This window comes from Ensifer sp. 1H6 (assembly GCF_001976035.1).
Lineage (GTDB): Bacteria > Pseudomonadota > Alphaproteobacteria > Rhizobiales > Rhizobiaceae > Ensifer > Ensifer canadensis.
The window spans coordinates 106,362-124,055 of sequence record NZ_MOAI01000012.1; the positions used below are offsets into that span (position 1 = coordinate 106,362).

Consider the following 17,694-nt stretch of genomic DNA (forward strand, 5'->3'; position numbering starts at 1 on the left):
CGTAACCTTAGAGCGCTTCCGCGCCCGAGATGATTTCAATGAGTTCCTTGGTGATCTGAGCCTGGCGCTGACGGTTGTAGTTCAGCGTCAGCTTATTGATCATGTCACCAGCATTGCGCGTCGCATTGTCCATCGCGCTCATCTTTGCGCCCATTTCGCCGGCGACGTTCTCGAGCAGGGCCCGGAAGATCTGCACCGAAATGTTGCGCGGAATGAGGTCGCTCAGGATCGCGCCCGCGTCCGGCTCATATTCGTAGACGGCCGAAGCATCCGATGCTTCCACTGCGACCGGGCCGGCCGAAGCGGGGATCAGTTGCTGTGCCGTCGGAATCTGGGCGATAACGGACTTGAACTCAGAATAGAACAGCGTGCAGACATCGAACTCGCCCTTTTCAAAGAGCGCGATGACCTTGTGGCCGATCTGGTCGGCATTCTGGAAGCCGATCTTCTTGACCTCACGCAGGTCGATACGATCGATGATCAGCGACGCGTATTCGCGACGCAGAATATCGAAGCCCTTCTTGCCGACGCAGATGATCTTCACCGTCTTGCCGGCGGCAAGCAGCTTGCGAAGGTGGTCGCGAGCGTGGCGGGCGATCTGCGAGTTGAAGCCGCCGCAAAGACCGCGTTCCGCCGTGCAGACGACCAGAAGATGCGTATCGTCCTTGCCGGTGCCGGTCATCAGCTGCGGCGCATCGTCGTCCGCGCCAACCGCCTGGGCGATGTTGGCGAGAACGGCAGCCATGCGCTGCGAGTAAGGCCGGGCGGCCTCGGCCGCCTCCTGCGCACGCCGAAGCTTCGCCGCGGCGACCATTTTCATCGCCTTGGTGATCTTCTGCGTCGCCTTGACGGAGGCGATCCGGTTCTTCAGATCCTTAAGTGAAGGCATCCGTTATCCGTCCTAAATGAAATCCGCTCAGGCGAAAGACTTGGCGAAGCTGTCGATTGCAGCCTTCAGCTTGCCCTTGACGTCGTCGGAGATCGCCTTGTCCTTGCGGATGGTTTCCAGGATGTCCTTGCCTTCCGAACGCATGTACGAAAGCAGGCCCTGCTCGAACTTGCCGACCTGATTGACCGGCAGCTTGTCGAGGTAACCGTTGACGCCTGCGAAGATGACAGCAACCTGCTCTTCCGTCTTCAGCGGCGAGAACTGCGGCTGCTTCAGGAGTTCGGTCAGGCGTGCACCGCGGTTCAACAGACGCTGCGTAGCAGCATCGAGGTCGGAGCCGAACTGCGCAAAGGCCGCCATTTCGCGGTACTGAGCGAGTTCGCCCTTGATCGAGCCGGCAACCTGCTTCATCGCCTTGATCTGCGCGGCGGAACCGACGCGCGAAACCGACAGACCGACGTTAACGGCCGGACGGATGCCCTGGTAGAACAGGTCGGTTTCAAGGAAGATCTGGCCGTCGGTGATCGAGATCACGTTGGTCGGAATGAACGCGGAAACGTCGTTGCCCTGCGTTTCGATGACCGGCAGAGCCGTCAGCGAACCGCCACCATTGTCGTCCGAGAGCTTTGCAGCGCGCTCGAGCAGGCGGGAGTGTAGGTAGAAAACGTCGCCCGGGTAAGCTTCGCGGCCCGGCGGGCGGCGCAGCAGGAGCGACATCTGACGGTAGGAAACGGCCTGCTTCGACAGGTCGTCGTAGCCGATCAGGGCATGCTTGCCGTTGTCGCGGAAGTATTCGCCCATCGCGCAACCGGCGAACGGTGCGAGGTACTGCATCGGAGCCGGGTCGGATGCGGTCGCAGCAACGATGATCGAGTACTGAAGAGCGCCACGCTCTTCCAAAACCTTCACGAACTGGGCAACCGTCGAACGCTTCTGGCCGATTGCGACGTAGACGCAATACAGCTTGTCGCCTTCCGGACCATTGTCGTGAATGGCCTTCTGGTTGAGGATCGTGTCGAGGATGATCGCGGTCTTGCCGGTCTGGCGGTCGCCGATGACGAGCTCGCGCTGGCCACGGCCAACCGGGATGAGGGCGTCGATGGCCTTGAGGCCGGTCGACATCGGCTCATGCACCGACTTGCGCGGAATGATACCAGGAGCCTTGACGTCAACGCGCGAGCGCTGCTTGGCGTTGATCGGGCCCTTGCCGTCGATCGGGTTGCCGAGCGCGTCGACGACGCGGCCGAGCAGTTCCGGACCAACCGGAACGTCCACGATGGCGCCGGTCCGCTTAACGGTGTCGCCTTCCTTGATGTCACGGTCCGAACCGAAAATAACGACGCCGACGTTGTCGGCTTCGAGGTTCAGCGCCATGCCGCGAATTCCACCCGGGAATTCGACCATCTCGCCTGCCTGAACATTGTCGAGGCCGTAGACGCGGGCGATACCGTCACCGACGGAAAGCACCTGGCCGACTTCGGAGACTTCTGCTTCCTGGCCGAAATTTTTGATCTGATCTTTAAGAATTGCGGAAATTTCCGCGGCGCGGATATCCATCAGCCGACCTCTTTCAGTGCAAGCTTAAGGGTAGAGAGTTTGGTGCGAAGGGAGGTGTCAATCTGGCGGGACCCGACCTTGACGATCAGACCTCCAAGAATAGACGGGTCGACGGTGACGTTAACAGTCACGTCTTTGCCGGTGACGCTCTTGAGCGTCGCCTTCAATTCAGTTTCCTGCGCTGCAGTGAGCGCATGGGCCGACATTACGTCGGCGGAGATTTCACCCCGGTGGCGCGCGGCGATCAGGCGAAACGCCTTGATCATGCCCGGCAGCGTGAAGAGGCGGCGATTGCGTGCAACAACCTTGAGGAAGTTACCGACGAGACCAGAAATACCGGCCTTGGCGGAGATCGCCGAAATGGCCTTGAACTGGTCGTCGGCAGAAAAGACGGGGCTTACGATCAGCCGCTTCAGGTCATCGCTGCCGTCGATCAGGGCCTGGACGCGGGTAAGATCCGCACCGACCGCCTCGACGGAACCCGCTTCGAGAGCGAGGTCAAAAAGCGAGGACGCATACCTTTCTGCAACACCGGAAATAAGCTGGGATGTGTCTGCCACGGGCACAAGCTTCTCTCAATTTCATCCAAGAACGGTGGTCGCGGCGAGCCGTCAACTTAACGTTTTGAATTTGCTGCAATAATTTGCAGGATATCGAGGCCTGGCGACCCACTTCCCCCGCAATTCGCGGTTCGTCTAGCATAGGATGTTTGGACTCGCAACACGCGAACGGCAGGAATGCGGCATAAGTCGACCCGGATTGGCCGAATTTTGCCGTAAATTGGTTTCTGAGGATGTGAATCGCGAAAACGCGAGGGCGGCGGTCAGATCATTCCGAAGACATAAGCGAGCGGAAGAATGGCAAGTGCGCCCTGCACTAGGAGCGCCACCCAGTTGTAGAGCGTGCCGCCGTTGTCGCTCATCATGGAGAGAATGCGGCCGAAGGCGGCGAGCGCAAAAGCGGCGCCGACGGCGAGATAGACCATCGGCTGCGCCAGGAGGATGGCGGCAAGGCCAAGGCCGGCATGCATGCCCCCCATGGTCGAGCGCGCTTCGGCGAGACCGCCACGGCGGCCTTCGGCAATGCCGATGCCGGCGGCGCGAAAGGTAAGCCGCGGCGCAAACAGCATGACGACACCGATCAGCGCCGCGACCGCTGCCGCACAGAAGGCGAGGAATTCGCCGGTTTCCGTCGGAATGTAGAACTCCATGCCCGTTCCCGCAGATGAGCGCCGATCTCGATCGCCTCGCCTTCAGGCCATGCCTTGGGACGATGCGTTTCTTGACCTCTAGCGCATGTCGCAGCGGTTGTGAATCGCCCACGATCCGATCGCAGCCACGATCACAGGAAACTTTCGATCACAGGAAGCTCTGGGGATCGATGTCGAGCTGGACGCTGATCGAGCCGCGCTCCTTCGGGCCGGCGGCAATCATCGCCTTGACGAAGGCCTGCATGTCGCTGTTGCGGCGCCCGTGCACCAGCAGCCGAAATCGATGGCGGCCACGGATCAGCGCCAGCGGCGCTCGGCCGGACCGAGGATCGAAATGCCATCGGTGCGCGGCGCTGCACTTCGAAGTCCGCGGGCATGGGTCTCGGCATCCTGTCGCGTATCGGCCGATACGATCAGCGACGCCAGCCGGCCGAACGGCGGCAGCAGCGCCTTTTCGCGCTCGGCGATCTCGCGGTCGTAAAAGGCATCCGCATCGCCCGAGACGATCGCCTGCATCACCGGGTGCTGCGGCTGGTAGGTCTGCAGCAAGCCGAGGCTCTTCAAACCGGTTCGGCCGGCGCGCCCGGTCACCTGCGACAAGAGCTGGAACGTGCGCTCCGCCGCTCGCGGATCGCCATTGGCAAGCCCGAGATCGGCATCGATGATGCCGACCAGCGTCATCAGCGGAAAATTGTGGCCCTTAGCGACAAGCTGCGTGCCGATGACGATATCCGCTTCGCCACGCGCAATCGCCTCCAGCTCCAGCCGTAGGCGCTTCACGCCCATCAGATCGGAGGAGAGCACGATCGTGCGCGCCTCTGGAAAATGGCGCTCGACCTCTTCGGCGATGCGCTCCACACCCGGACCGCAGGCAACGAGGTGATCGAAGGTGCCGCATTCCGGGCAGGCCTCAGGCGTCTTTTCCGCATAGCCGCAATGGTGGCACTGGATCTGGCCACGGAAGCGATGCTCCACGAGCCAGCTCGAACAGTCCGGGCACTGGAAGCGATGGCCGCAGACGCGGCAAAGGGTCAGCGGCGCATAACCGCGCCGATTGAGAAACAGCAGCGCCTGCTCGCCACGCTCGACGGCCTTGCCGATCTGGTTGATGAGAACCGGCGACAGGAACCCGCCGCGCGCCGGCGGATGCTGGCGCATGTCGACGACGCCGAGCCGCGGCAGCGCCGCATCGCCGAAGCGGGTCGGCAGATGGATCGGTTTATAGCGACCAACCTCGCCATTGACCCGGCTTTCGACCGATGGCGTTGCCGAAACCAGCACCACGGGAAAGCCGGTGATGCGCCCGCGCACGACGGCCATGTCCCGGGCATTGTAGAACACCCGATCCTCCTGCTTGTAGGCGGGGTCGTGTTCTTCATCGACGATGATGAGGCCCAGTTCCTCGAACGGCAGGAACAGCGCCGAGCGGGCACCCGCGACCACGCGCACCGTGCCGGTCGTCACCTGCCGCCAGACTTTTTCGCGCGTCCGCGGCGCGAGATCCGAGTGCCACTCGGCCGGCTTGCTGCCGAAGCGATCCTGGAAGCGTTCGAGGAAGCTCGCAGTCAGGGCGATTTCGGGCAGCAGGATCAGCACCTGCTTGCCGGCCCTGAGCGTCGCGGCGATCGCTTCGAAATAAACCTCGGTCTTGCCCGAGCCGGTGATGCCGTCGATCAGCGACACCGAAAACCCGCCCTGCTCGACAGCGGCCAAAAGGTCGGCAGCCGCATCCTTCTGCGGTCCTTCGAGCCGGTGGGCGGCGAATTCCGGGTCGGGAGCCGCCACTACAGGCGGCGGCGCCATGAAGACCGTCTCGAAGACGCCCTGCTGGGCAAGGCCGTCGATGACGCTCGACGACGCGCCGGCCGCGTGAGCAAGGCCTGAGCGCGTCCAGGCAAAACCATCGCCGGCAGCAGCGATGACGCGCTCGCGGGCCGTCGTCATGCGCTCGGGGCGCATGTCGGTCAGCCGCAGGGCCTCCACCATCGGTTCCGGATCGAAGGCCGCTGGCGCACGCAACGCCATGCGCGCCACCAGACCCGGCGGTGTCACCGTATAGGTCGCCACCCAATCGAGAAAACTGCGCATGTCAGGCGTCAACGGCGGGCAGTCGAAGACCTTTTCGATCGCCTTCAGCTTCTTCGGATCGACGCTGCCATCGTCGTCGCCATCCCAGACGACGCCCACGACCAGACGGGGGCCGAGCGGCACCTGGACGATCGAGCCGGGCTCGACCGCCATGCCATCAGGCACCGCGTAGGAATAGGCCTTCGAGGCCGGCATCGGCACCAGAACTGGCACGACACGACGGCCGGAAACAGGCCCGAATAAATCGGTTGAATCGCGAGTCATTTTGCCGTGACCTTGCCACGTGTTTCGGTTAAAGAAAACTGCGCTGCGAACCGCAGCCTTGCCGGCGCAGGGTTTCTCACGGTTCCACCAGAGTTTCAACGCGCGCGTTCTCTGCCAAAGGAATTCCTCCCGGTAGATATGCGCCCGAACGGCAATCGTGCCCCAAGGGAGTGACCCCATGAAATTTTTCGTTGATACCGCCGACGTCAAGGAAATCCGTGAGCTGAACGATCTCGGCCTCCTTGATGGCGTGACCACCAACCCTTCGCTGATCCTCAAGTCGGGCCGTGACATCACCGAAGTCACCAAGGAAATCTGCGGCATCGTCGAAGGCCCGGTTTCGGCCGAAGTGACCGCGACCGAATACGCCGAGATGATGAAGGAAGCGGCCGTTCTTTCGAAGATCGCCGACAACATCTGCATCAAGCTGCCGCTGACGCTTGACGGCCTCAAGGCCTGCAAAGCCCTGACGTCTGACGGTCATCAGACCAACGTGACGCTGTGCTTCTCGGCCAACCAGGCGCTGCTTGCCGCCAAGGCCGGCGCGACCTTCGTTTCGCCCTTCGTCGGCCGCCTCGACGACATCGCGTTCGACGGCATGGACCTGATCCGCGAAATCCGCCACATCTTCGACAACTACGGCTACGAGACCGAAATTCTCGCCGCCTCGATCCGCACCGTGAACCACGTCAAGGAAGCCGCGCTCATCGGCGCCGACGTCGTCACCGCACCGCCGGCAACGCTGAAGGCGCTGGTCAAGCACCCGCTGACCGACAAGGGCCTCGAAACCTTCCTCGCCGATTGGGCGAAGACCGGCCAGAAGATCGCCTGATCTTTTCGCGATAAAGATTCGAAGGCTCCGCAGCGATGCGGGGCCTATTTTATGCGTCATCGTCGTCCATCAGGCCAGTGAGCCGCATACCGTCGATCCAGGTGGCGCTGTCCTTGCGGATCACCCGGCGGGCGCGAACGCCGCAGCGCTCGCGGATGGCACCGGCCAGCCGCTCCGAATGGGTAACGATCCAGATCTGGCTGTCGCGCGAGGCGCTGGCGATCATGTCGGCGAGCGCGGGCAGCATATCCGGATGCAGGCTGGTTTCCGGCTCGTTGAGCGCGATGAAGGGCGGGCGGCGATAGGAAAGCAGCGCTGCCGCAAGCGCCAGGAACCGCATTTGCCCGTCGACAGTTCGCGCGTCGAAAACGGCCGTTGCGGGAAATCGGGAAAGACGAGCGAGAATTCGGCGAACTGTCCGGGATGCGGCACCTCCAGATAGGCGCCGCCAAATGCATCGGCGATGGCGCGGTCGAGATCGACGGTGTCTTCGCGGGTATGGCGCAGCGTCGCGAAGACCGCCGCCATGTTGGTGCCGTCTTCGTCCAACATCGGTGCCGTGACTGCAAGGCACGGCAGGCGCAGGGGTGAATCGCGATCGGTGCGGAAGCCGTGAAAGAAGCGCCATTGATCGACGGCCCGGCGGAAGCTGCCAATCTCAGGATAGTGCCCGGCATCGCCCAACAGCGCGATCGCCGTCTCCGATTGTAGCGCCTGCTCGGGATAGTCCTCCATCCGCCCGCGGTCGCCGCGCACGAAGATGCCGGGACCGGCGCGCTTCATCATCGTCACCGGACGTCGTCCGGTCTCGACGCTCAGCTCTTCTTCCTTGACCTGCGGTTCATAGGCAAAGCCTGCGGCCGCCTTTGGCGGGCGCAGTCCCGCTTCTATCCGGTAGCGGAAGGTGATGGCCCGCTCCTCGTCCATCAACTCCGTCTCGAGCCGGATGCGCGCCGGTTTGTCGGCCCGTCGCCGACCGCTCCAGAGTGCGGACGACATGCCGCCCTCCTTGGCGATCTCATGGGCAAGGTTGCCGCGCACAGCCGCCTGCACCAGTTGCAGCGCGCGGTAGAGGTTGGATTTGCCCACCCCGTTCTCGCCGATAAACAAATTGACACCGGTCAGATCCATGCGGATCGACTTCAGGGAACGGTAATTTTCGGCGAACATCGAACGAAGCAGCATGGTTCTGCTTAGCGCATTCCCGCCATCACATGAAGGGATCAACAGGCAACGGCAGCGCGCAAAGCCGGCCGAAACACCGCATCGGCGTCGCGCGCCAGTTCGGACACCGTGTGCCGTTCCAATGCCTTCGTCACGTCGACAGCGTCACCGTCCAGAGCCTCCGGCGCAATGAGATTGCCGATGCGGAAATCGAAGAGGTCGCCCTTCTTGTTGAGCAACTCGTGGAACACCGTCATGTCGCGCAGTTCGGTCGACCACTTGGCAAACCAGTAGAACAGGCCGGAATTGCGCGCGCTCATATGAACCGGCAGGATCGGCAGGCCGTATTTGCGCGCAAAGCCGACGGCCGACGTCTTCCACGGCCGCTCGTTGAGACGGCCATCGGCCCAGTAGGCGATGCGGCCGGAGGGAAACAGCACCGTCGCCTTGCCCTCGCCGATCGCTCGGTTGGTCACCTGCAGCGTTTCACGGGCCTTGAGCTTGCTCTTGTGCTCCTCTCGCCATTCGACCGGAATGACCATCTCGACGAAACGTGGGTTGACGCGGATCGCGTCGCGGTTGGCGAAGAACATCATGTCCGGCCGCCGCGTCTTCAGGAGATCGAAGACGGCGATGCCGTCGGCAATCCCGGTCGGATGATTGCTGACCAGCAGGAACCCGCCCTTATCAGGAATGCGCTCAGCCCTATCGACACGCACGTCGAGTGAGAGAAGCGAACTCAGATGCTCGAAGGCATGGAAGCCCGGCACGTTGGCCACGGCGTCAGCGAATTCCAGCGCCTTTCGGTAGTTCAGAAGCGTGTGGAGAAAGGGCCGGAGAACGGGCCACATCGGGCTCCTGACGATCCTCTGGCCGCGTTCGGCAATGAGTGTATCGACGATGTGGCCGGGCTGCCCTTGCGAGACCAGGGCGATCACTTCAGCAAAATGCGCGAATCCGTTCACCGAATCCCGTCCCGCCATGGTTTCATCCGATTCTTTGCGGCTGAACATCGCAACTCAATATGATCGAAGGATGACAAAATCCAAGGCTACGTTAGCAAAAACATAAGAGGCATCAGGGCATTGTCGATGACCGACCACCTTGGAAAGCGACAATGAACGAGCTGCTCGTCATCGGCCATCCAGACCTGCTTGCAGAGCGCCAGAGATGGCTGCAAGGGCTCTTGCAGGAGCGCCGCCTGTCCGACAATACCGTCGACGCCTATGAGCGCGACACGCGACAATTCCTCACATTCCTCACCGGCCATCTCGCCGGCCCGCCCCGTCTTTCAGACATCAGCACATTGCGGCCGGCCGACCTCCGCGGCTTTCTCGCCCAGCGTCGCAAGGGCGGTGCGGGCGCGCGCACGCTCGGCCGGGGCCTAGCCGGCCTGCGCTCCTTTCTGCGCTATCTCGAACGCAGCGGACTTGCCAATGCCGCCGGTGCCGCGGCCGTCCGTTCGCCGAAGCAGCCGAAATCGCTGCCTAAGCCGCTGACGGACCGCGAGGCGCTCAATGTCGTCACGACGGATGCGCAGCTTGCCGAAGAGCCGTGGGTGGCCGCGCGCAACGCCGCCGTGCTGACGCTGCTCTACGGCTGCGGCTTGCGCATTTCCGAGGCGCTCGATCTGACGCCGGGCGATTTCGCCGGCACGCCATCCTCGCTGCGCATCACCGGCAAGGGCGGCAAGACCCGCATCGTGCCGCTCATGGCTGTGGCGCGCGACGCGGTCGCGACCTATCTCAAGCTCTGCCCCTACCATGCCGGCGCCGACGAGCCGATGTTCCGCGGTACGCGCGGGGCGAAACTTCAGCCGGCCATCATCCAGCGCGAGATGCAGAAGCTGCGCGGCGCGCTCGGCCTACCCGACACGGCCACACCGCATGCGCTGCGCCACTCCTTCGCCACGCATCTGCTGGCTGGCGGCGGCGATCTCAGAACTATCCAGGAGCTGCTGGGCCACGCCAGCCTGTCAACGACACAGGTCTATACCGGCGTCGACTCGACGCGGCTGCTGGAGATCTACGACCGGGCTCATCCGCGCGCCTGAATTTGGGCGGAGGGGCAGGTTAACCATACCTATTAAGGAAGCCGTGACCGACGAAGCGTAGGGTCCGCTAGACTCGGCAGAACATTAGGAAGTGATCATGTATTCGATCGCCAAGCCCGCCCGTAACCTCGCGGCCAGGGCCGCCGATATGGCCCTCTGGCTGATCGCGCTTATCCATCTGCTGCTCGCGGCCAGCCTCATTGCGATGGTCGCCTCGATCTCGCAGGCGCACGCCGCGGCCGAAGCCGTCTGCGGCGGTACGAACATCATCACCGGTCTCGAAAAAGCCGACCCCGCAAAACTCGCCAGGCTGAAAGCCGAAGCCGACGCCATCCCGAACGGCAAGGGCATATTCTGGAAGATCGAGAAGGATGGCATCGCCCCCTCCTGGCTACTCGGCACCATGCATGTCACCGATCCGCGCGTACTGGCGATGCCAACGGGTGCCGCCGATGCCTTCGCCACGGCATCGACCGTCATCGTCGAATCGGACGAGATCATCGACGAGAAGAAGTCGGCCGCCGCCATCCTGATGCGGCCCGACCTCACCATGTTTGCCGACAACAAGACCATCAACGATTTTCTCAACCCTGAAGACCGCGAGCGGCTCGAACGCGGCCTCAAGGAGCGCGGCATACCGCTGACGCTGGTTGCCAAGATGAAGCCCTGGATGATTGCGAGCTTCGTCGCGCTGCCGGCCTGCGAGATGACGCGCAAGGCGGCCGGCGCATCGTTCCTCGACATGAAGCTCGCTGAAGACGCCGTCAGCCAGGGCAAGACGCTGAAGGGGCTTGAAACCCTCATCGAGCAGCTGGCCGCGATGGATTCGCTGCCGACCGAACTGCACCTGCGCGCCCTCATCGAGACGCTCGCCCTCGGCAAGACGATCGACGACGTGCTCGCCACCACCACCGACCTCTACCTCTCCGGCGACACCGGCATGATCATGCCGATGATGAAGGCCGTTTCCGAAGATGTGGCAAGCGAAGACGCCGGCTACGCCGACTTCGAACAGCGCATCATTATCGACCGCAACAAGACGATGGCGACACGCGCCGAGCCGATCCTCGGCAACGGCAACGTCTTCATGGCGGTCGGTGCCCTGCATCTTGCCGGCGACGTGGGCCTGGTCGAACTGCTCAAGCGCCAGGGCTTCTCGGTCACCCGCGCCAACTGACGGAACCGGCCGGCAGGGATGCCGGCCACGGGCGCCTTCCGTCTTCAAGCGACTGCATGCTTCCTGAAATCGTATCCGGTCTAAGGATAAAAACATGCAGCAATTCAAAGTGCTAAAGCGACCTTTACGCGTCTAACAAGACGCGCGGCGCCGTAGTATTGACACAAGAGCCGGTCCCGAAGTCTGCCGCGCGGCATGATCGGTCTCTATCCTCGACAGAGGGCGGTGATGCCGCTCAGCCACGTGGGCTCGCTGCGCCCGCCAGCAGCGTCGGCACGATGACCTTGTGAAACGGCATGACTGCCGCCAGGTAGACGCGCCCGAGCGTGTTGTGACGCCGGATCAGTGTCGTCATGCCGATGATCTGGTTGACGGCCGATCCCGCCCTGACGTCAACGACGATGCGAAAATCGAGATGGGCATCGTTGAAGCCGAGCACGACCTCGTCGTCGCTTCGAGACAGCACCGGAAACGGGCCGATAAGGCCAAGCTTGCCCGGTGAAGGCGCCTCCGACTTGAGGCCGGCCACCGATACCACCCGGTTGCGAAGCTTAAGCAGGGTGCGAACCCAGGCGGGAGAATTGCCGAGCGAGCGCTCGGCCACCTCGATCGCCGTCAGCCCCTTTCCGTTCAGGGCAAGCTCGAAACGATCAGCCCAATCGGCATCCGGCAGATGCGGGCTCGGCAAAAGAACGGTGGCGGGTCTAGGTTTCATGATCCCTCGTGGCGGCAGCGAGAGCAATTCCAGGAAACTGGTGAAACGGTTTTCCCGGGAATTGCGCAATTGCCAAGAGCGACGGCTTTCCGTCGCAAGCGCATGGGGTCGATGATCGCGCCTAATGTCGGCGCAAGACAGGGGGCCGCTTGTCGCAGCCCCCTGCCAAATCGTCACATATGGATCGGCTTGAAGAAGGTCGACAGCGCCGCTTCCTTGACCGCTTCCGACATGGTCGGATGTGCATGGCAGGTGCGGCCGAGATCTTCCGACGAGCCACCGAATTCCATCAGAACGGCAATCTCGTGGATCATCTCGCCGGCGCCGAAGCCGACGATGTGGCCGCCGAGAACGCGGTCGGTTTCCTTGTCGGCGAGGATCTTGACGAAACCGTCGGTCGCCTGCATCGCCCGCGCACGACCGTTGGCCGTGAACGGGAACTTGCCAACCTTGTAGGCGACGCCTGCAGCCTTCAGTTCTTCCTCGGTCTTGCCCACGGAAGCGACTTCCGGCTGGGTGTAGACGACGCTGGGGATGACGTCGTAGTTCACGTGGCCGGCCTGACCTGCGAGGATCTCGGCAACAGCAACGCCTTCGTCTTCGGCCTTGTGCGCCAGCATCGGGCCGCGCACGACGTCGCCGATGGCGTAGACGCCGACAACGCTCGTCTGGAAATGGTTGTCGATCTCGACGCGGCCGTGCTTGTCCATGACGACACCGGCTTTGGCGAGGCTAAGACCGTCAGTGTAGGGCTTGCGGCCGGTGGCGATCAGAACGACGTCGGCATCGAGCGTCACGGCGTCACCGCCCTTGACCGGCTCGTACGTCACCTTGGCGCCCTTGCCGTCCTTGACGACGCCGGTCACCTTGGCACCGAGCTTGAACTCCATGCCCTGCTTTGCGAGCATGCGCTGAAACTGCTTGGAGACTTCGCCGTCCATGCCGCCGAGGATCGCGTCAAGATATTCGACCACGGTCACCTTGGCGCCGAGACGGGCCCAGACCGAGCCTAGCTCGAGGCCGATGACGCCGCCGCCGACGACGATCATGTTCGCCGGCACCTTTTCGAGCGCGATGCCGCCGGTGGACGAGATGATCACCTTCTCGTCGATCTCGACCGACACGCCCGGAATGCCGGCAACGTCGGAACCGGTGGCGATGACGATGTTCTTCGTCTCCAGAACCTGCTCTTCGCCCTTGTCGTTGGTCACCGAGACCTTACCCTGGCCGAGCACCTTGCCGGTGCCCTGGATGCCGTCGATCTTGTTCTTCTTGAACAGGAAGGAAACGCCCTCGACGTTGGACTTAACCGTCGCGTCCTTGTGCGCCATCATCTTTTCGAGGTTGAGCTTCGGCGCGCCGACTTCGACGCCGAGCGTATCCAGGCCGTGGCCGGCCTGGTGGAAAATTTCCGAAGCGTGCAGCAGGGCCTTCGACGGAATGCAGCCGATGTTGAGGCAGGTGCCGCCATAGGTGGCGCGCTTTTCGACGACGCCAACCTTCAGGCCGAGCTGTGCCGCCTTGATAGCGCAGACATAGCCGCCTGGGCCGCTGCCGATAACGATGAGATCATAAGCCATTGGATTATCCTTCCTTCAGGGACGGTTACCGTCCGCCGCTGACATTGAGAATGGCTCCCGTCACGTAAGTCGCCTTATCGGACAGGAGGTAAAGAACCGCATCCGCCACTTCCTCGGCCGTGCCGGGTCGCTGGACGGGGATGGTTGACGCGAGATCGCGTGCCCGGTCCGGCAGGCCGCCGGACGCGTGGATTTCGGTGTCGATGATGCCGGGGCGAACCGCGTTGACGCGCACGCTCTCGGTGGCGACTTCGCGCGCAAGACCGATCGTGAACGTGTCGATCGCGCCCTTCGAGGCGGCATAGTCGACATATTGCGCCGGGGAGCCGAGTTCGGCCGCAACCGACGAGATATTGACGATCACGCCGCCCTTGCCGCCGTGACGCGTCGACATGCGGCGAACGGCTTCTGCCGCGCACAGGATCGAACCGGTCACGTTGATGCGGAACATCCGCTCGAGCCGCTCAACCGACATTTCGTCGATGCGCTGGGTCGGGCCGACGATTCCGGCATTGTTGACCAGCCCGTCGAGCCGGCCGAAAGCCTTGTCGACGGCGGCGAACATCGATTTGATGTCCGCATCGGACCCGACGTCGCCCCTGACCGCGATCGCCGAGCCGCCGCCCTTCCGGATCGTGGCCACGACCGCATCTGCCGCCTCGGCGTTCGATGCGTAGTTCACGACGACGGACCAGTCGGCTCTGGCGGCGCCGAGGCAGACAGCTGCCCCGATGCCACGGCTGCCGCCGGTGACGAGAACAACGGGCGCAGCACTCATTCGGCGCACCCCTTGAGAGTGAAGGCGTCCCAGCTGTCTGTTTCGGCCTTGCCCTTGCCCCAGGCGCTCGACGCGCGAAGGGCGGGGCCGAAATCCGGCAGCAGGATCTGGTGTGCAGCCGGCGCGGTTTCGGCCGGAATCGCGTCGATCGCACCCGTCTTGCCGACGGAATAGACAGGCCCCTGCCAGACGGTGCATTTGCGAAGCTCTTCGCCGGTGACGTCACCGGTGGGGCACTTGTGCATGACGATGCCGGTCGCGCGTTCCGGCTCGCCGGAAGGCATGACGACACCGTCGAGCAACAGGCCCGGTTTCAGAACCGCGATCTTGAAAAGATTGCTTGTCACCGCACTTTCCGATCCCACCGGCTCGAAGCGCAGCTCATAGGCGCCGTCGCGGTCGCCATAGATGGCGCGCGCCTGGCTGCATTCCTGGCCAAGCGCCGGCGTGGCGACCACGGCGCCGAGTGCAGCGACGAGCAGAGAACGGACAATGACCATGATCAAACGGCCTTCTCGGTCGCGAGCTTCAGGCCGAGCGCGATGAACACCAGGCCGCTGGTGCGGTCGATCCACTTGCTGGCGCGGGTGAAGGCGGCGCGCATGCGCGGCGTGGTCATGAACAGGCTGACGCCAACGAACCACAGGATGAGGCAGGTTGCCATCACCAGCCCGTAGCCAAACTTGATCATGATCGGCGTGTGGGCGCCAACGACCGTCGAGAAGATCGACAGGAAGAAGAACACCGCTTTCGGATTGAGCGCATTTGCCGCAAAGCCGAGGCCGAACGCCTTGATCGCGGACTGGCTCCTTGCCGGTTCGCCTGATGGTGCGGCGTCGACCGAAATCTCCGTCTGGCCGGCCCGCAGCGCCTTGATCCCGATATAGATCAGGTAAGCCACACCGCACCATTTGACGATGTTGAACAGATAGATCGACTGCGAAATGATCAGCCCGAGACCGAGGATCGTATAGGTCACGTGGAACATCAGCGAGCTGCCGATACCGAAGGATGTGATGATCGCTTGACGGCGGCCATGGACGATCGACTGGCGCATGACCATCGCCAGATCGGCGCCGGGCGAGACGATGGCGAAGGTGAAGATCGCCATCAGCGATGCGAGTTCGAAAAGATATTGGCTCATGATTGTGCGACCGGTGCGTTGAAGGCCCAGACGTGGCCGAAGGGATCCCTGATGCGCGCATAACGCGCCTGCCAGAACGTATCCTGCGGCTCCAGAACTGTCGATGCCCCGGCCGCCATGGCCCGGACATAGGCCGCATCGACATCGCCCGCTTGAGGCAGGTTGATGCTGATCGCCACGCCGGTGCCGCCGACGGTCAGCGGCGACAGCACGCTGCCGCCGAATTCGGGGAACTCGTCGTGCATCATGACCTCGCCGCCGAACAGCGCCAGGTTGGCGTGCATCACGCGCTTGCCGTCTTCGGCCATCTGATGGAACGTGTTCACCGCACCGAATGCCTTCTCGTAGAAGGCGATTGCCGCCAACCCGTCCTTGACGCAGATGTGTGCCTGGATAGGCGGTACGTCGGATCCGAATGCCATGTCGTGCTCCTCCGTCTAGAGCATTTCCAGGAAAAGTACGAAGCGGTTTCCCGTCAGGAAATGCGTAAAAACAAATAGATCGAGCGTTTCCAAGACTCCGCTTAAAACCGGAAACGCTCTAGACGAGAATACCTGCCAGCATCAGTATGAGCCCGGCGGCAGACACCGTCCACACAGCCGAGCGGACAAGCCCGAGACCGCCGATATAGATCGGCAGATAGGCGACCCTTGCCCAGAACCAGATCATCGCGCCCCATTGGCTGAGCGCGTCGCTTCGACCCGAAAACTCGATCACGACGGCAAGCGCAATGAAGACCGGATAGGTTTCATGGAAGTTGCGCAGCGCCCGGGTGGCTCGTCCCGTCAAGACGTTCGGCTCGGGCGCCACATCGCGATTGGTGTCGGCTTCGATGATGCCGTTCTGCAGCCTATAGGTTCCCGCCTGCGCCATTACATAGACGAAGGCGAGCACGGCACTCCAGAGCAGGTAGGTCAGTTCCAGCGACATCAGGGGATCCGGAAAGAACGGGCCGGAGAAGCAAAAGGGGGCTGCGATTGCGCCCCCGTCATTGCCTTAGAGATCGAGAACCAGACGTTCCGGATCCTCGAGGCTGTCCTTGACGCGCACGAGGAAGGTAACCGCTTCCTTGCCGTCGACCATGCGGTGGTCATAGGACAGCGCCAGGTACATCATCGGACGGATGACGATCTGACCGCCGACCACGACCGGACGGTCCTGGATCTTGTGCATGCCGAGGATGCCCGACTGCGGCGCATTCAGGATCGGCGACGACATCAGCGAACCGTAGACGCCGCCATTGGAGATGGTGAAGGTGCCGCCCTGCATGTCGGCCATGGAGAGCTGGCCATCGCGAGCAAGCTTGCCCAGGCGGCCGATGTCCTTCTCGATCTCGGCGATCGACATCTGGTCGGCATCGCGAACGACCGGAACGACAAGACCCTTGTCCGTGCCGACGGCGACGCCGATGTGGCAGAAGTTCTTGTAGATGACGTCGGTGCCGTCGATTTCGGCGTTGACGGCCGGGATTTCCTTCAGCGCATGGGTGACGGCCTTGGTGAAGAAGCCCATGAAGCCGAGCTTCACGCCATGCTTCTTCTCGAAGATGTCCTTGTACTTGTTGCGCAGGCTCATGACCGCGCTCATGTCCACTTCGTTGTAGGTGGTGAGCATGGCGGCGGTGTTCTGCGCGTCCTTGAGGCGACGGGCGATCGTCTGGCGCAGGCGGGTCATCTTGACACGCTCTTCACGAACGACGTCCTCGGTAGTCGACGGCGCGCGGGCCTGGACCTTGACCGGCTCGGAAGCGGCCGGTGCCGAAATGCCCTTGGCGACCGCGGCGAGCACATCCCCCTTCAGGACCTGGCCGCGCTTGCCCGAACCATCGACCTGGTCGGCCGAGAGGTTGTTTTCGGCAAGCAGCTTGCCGGCGGACGGAGCCGGCGGCATCGACGATGCGGTCGGTGCGGCAGCGGCAACTGCGGGCTGGGCAGCCGGAGCGGCAGCAGCCGGCTCGGCCTTCTTCTCGGCAGCAGCCGGAGCGGCAGCAGCGGCGCCAGCGCCGGCGGCGATCTGGCCGAGCAGCGCGCCGAGACCGACGGTTTCGCCGGCCAGGGCAACGATTTCGGAGAGAACGCCGGCCGAGGGAGCCGGAACTTCGATCGTCACCTTGTCGGTTTCGAGTTCGAGCAGCGGCTCGTCTGCCTTGATGGCATCGCCGACCTTCTTGAACCAGGTGCCGACGGTCGCTTCACTGACGGATTCGCCAAGGGTGGGAACGCGGATTTCTGTTGCCATGATTT

At 62.9% G+C, this 17,694-nt stretch carries 16 protein-coding genes and 2 pseudogenes; 3 read left to right on the forward strand and 15 right to left on the reverse strand.

Translation table 11 applies throughout. The features are described from left to right. Window positions 1–7: 7 nt before the first annotated feature. The 5 genes and pseudogenes from BKP54_RS16050 to BKP54_RS16070 all read right to left on the reverse strand — a co-directional run bounded on the left by BKP54_RS16050 (window position 8) and on the right by BKP54_RS16070 (window position 6,008). Window positions 8–889, reverse strand: a complete 882-nt coding sequence (locus BKP54_RS16050) for a F0F1 ATP synthase subunit gamma (RefSeq protein ID WP_025425065.1) — start codon at window positions 887–889, stop codon at window positions 8–10. 27 nt (window positions 890–916) lie between these two features. Next, window positions 917–2,446 (reverse strand): F0F1 ATP synthase subunit alpha, encoded by a 1,530-nt coding sequence (gene atpA, locus BKP54_RS16055; protein WP_025425066.1) that lies wholly within the window; start codon window positions 2,444–2,446, stop codon window positions 917–919. Further along, complete coding sequence (locus tag BKP54_RS16060; protein WP_025425067.1) at window positions 2,446–3,012, reverse strand: F0F1 ATP synthase subunit delta; 567 nt, start codon at window positions 3,010–3,012, stop codon at window positions 2,446–2,448. Before BKP54_RS16060 ends, atpA begins: the two co-directional genes overlap by 1 nt. A 257-nt stretch (window positions 3,013–3,269) precedes the next feature. Then, window positions 3,270–3,656 (reverse strand): hypothetical protein, encoded by a 387-nt coding sequence (locus BKP54_RS16065; RefSeq protein ID WP_057221780.1) that lies wholly within the window; start codon window positions 3,654–3,656, stop codon window positions 3,270–3,272. A 148-nt stretch (window positions 3,657–3,804) separates the two neighbouring features. After that, window positions 3,805–6,008, reverse strand: a pseudogene (locus BKP54_RS16070) (primosomal protein N'). Window positions 6,009–6,186: 178 nt separating this feature from the next. On the opposite strand from BKP54_RS16070, the gene fsa reads away from it, so the two are divergent. Next, entirely contained in the window at window positions 6,187–6,840 is a 654-nt protein-coding gene (gene fsa / locus BKP54_RS16075) for a fructose-6-phosphate aldolase (RefSeq protein ID WP_025425070.1), read from the forward strand. A gap of 49 nt (window positions 6,841–6,889) precedes the next feature. Here the strand turns inward: fsa and BKP54_RS16080 are convergent. Both BKP54_RS16080 and BKP54_RS16085 read right to left on the reverse strand, forming a co-directional pair. Continuing rightward, window positions 6,890–8,025: pseudogene (locus tag BKP54_RS16080) on the reverse strand (AAA family ATPase). A gap of 38 nt (window positions 8,026–8,063) precedes the next feature. Next, on the reverse strand, window positions 8,064–8,987 hold the full coding sequence (locus BKP54_RS16085; protein ID WP_057221813.1) for a GNAT family N-acetyltransferase: 924 nt from the start codon (window positions 8,985–8,987) through the stop codon (window positions 8,064–8,066). A gap of 134 nt (window positions 8,988–9,121) precedes the next feature. On the opposite strand from BKP54_RS16085, the gene BKP54_RS16090 reads away from it, so the two are divergent. Together BKP54_RS16090 and BKP54_RS16095 are read left to right on the forward strand one after the other, a co-directional pair. Then, complete coding sequence (locus tag BKP54_RS16090; protein WP_057221782.1) at window positions 9,122–10,057, forward strand: tyrosine recombinase XerC; 936 nt, start codon at window positions 9,122–9,124, stop codon at window positions 10,055–10,057. Between the two features lie 97 nt (window positions 10,058–10,154). Continuing rightward, window positions 10,155–11,234: a TraB/GumN family protein gene (locus BKP54_RS16095; protein ID WP_057221783.1), complete on the forward strand. Its 1,080-nt coding sequence runs from the start codon at window positions 10,155–10,157 to the stop codon at window positions 11,232–11,234. Between the two features lie 235 nt (window positions 11,235–11,469). Here the strand turns inward: BKP54_RS16095 and BKP54_RS16100 are convergent, their stop codons facing one another. From BKP54_RS16100 to odhB, 8 genes are all read right to left on the reverse strand, one after another. Continuing rightward, window positions 11,470–11,949, reverse strand: coding sequence for a DUF2867 domain-containing protein (locus tag BKP54_RS16100; protein WP_057221814.1), 480 nt, complete (start codon window positions 11,947–11,949; stop codon window positions 11,470–11,472). Window positions 11,950–12,122: 173 nt separating this feature from the next. After that, entirely contained in the window at window positions 12,123–13,529 is a 1,407-nt protein-coding gene (lpdA, locus tag BKP54_RS16105; protein WP_057221784.1) for a dihydrolipoyl dehydrogenase, read from the reverse strand. A gap of 25 nt (window positions 13,530–13,554) precedes the next feature. Beyond that, a complete protein-coding gene (locus BKP54_RS16110; RefSeq protein ID WP_057221785.1) occupies window positions 13,555–14,307 on the reverse strand; it encodes an SDR family oxidoreductase in 753 nt (250 codons plus the stop codon). Beyond that, entirely contained in the window at window positions 14,304–14,807 is a 504-nt protein-coding gene (locus BKP54_RS16115) for a hypothetical protein (RefSeq protein WP_057221786.1), read from the reverse strand. Before BKP54_RS16115 ends, BKP54_RS16110 begins: the two co-directional genes overlap by 4 nt. A gap of 2 nt (window positions 14,808–14,809) precedes the next feature. After that, complete coding sequence (locus BKP54_RS16120) at window positions 14,810–15,451, reverse strand: LysE family translocator (RefSeq protein WP_057221787.1); 642 nt, start codon at window positions 15,449–15,451, stop codon at window positions 14,810–14,812. Next, complete coding sequence (locus tag BKP54_RS16125; protein ID WP_057221788.1) at window positions 15,448–15,873, reverse strand: VOC family protein; 426 nt, start codon at window positions 15,871–15,873, stop codon at window positions 15,448–15,450. Before BKP54_RS16125 ends, BKP54_RS16120 begins: the two co-directional genes overlap by 4 nt. Before the next feature lie 118 nt (window positions 15,874–15,991). After that, complete coding sequence (locus tag BKP54_RS16130; RefSeq protein WP_057221789.1) at window positions 15,992–16,381, reverse strand: MAPEG family protein; 390 nt, start codon at window positions 16,379–16,381, stop codon at window positions 15,992–15,994. Window positions 16,382–16,447: 66 nt separating this feature from the next. After that, entirely contained in the window at window positions 16,448–17,689 is a 1,242-nt protein-coding gene (gene odhB / locus BKP54_RS16135; RefSeq protein WP_057221790.1) for a 2-oxoglutarate dehydrogenase complex dihydrolipoyllysine-residue succinyltransferase, read from the reverse strand. Between the last annotated feature and the right edge of the window lie 5 nt (window positions 17,690–17,694).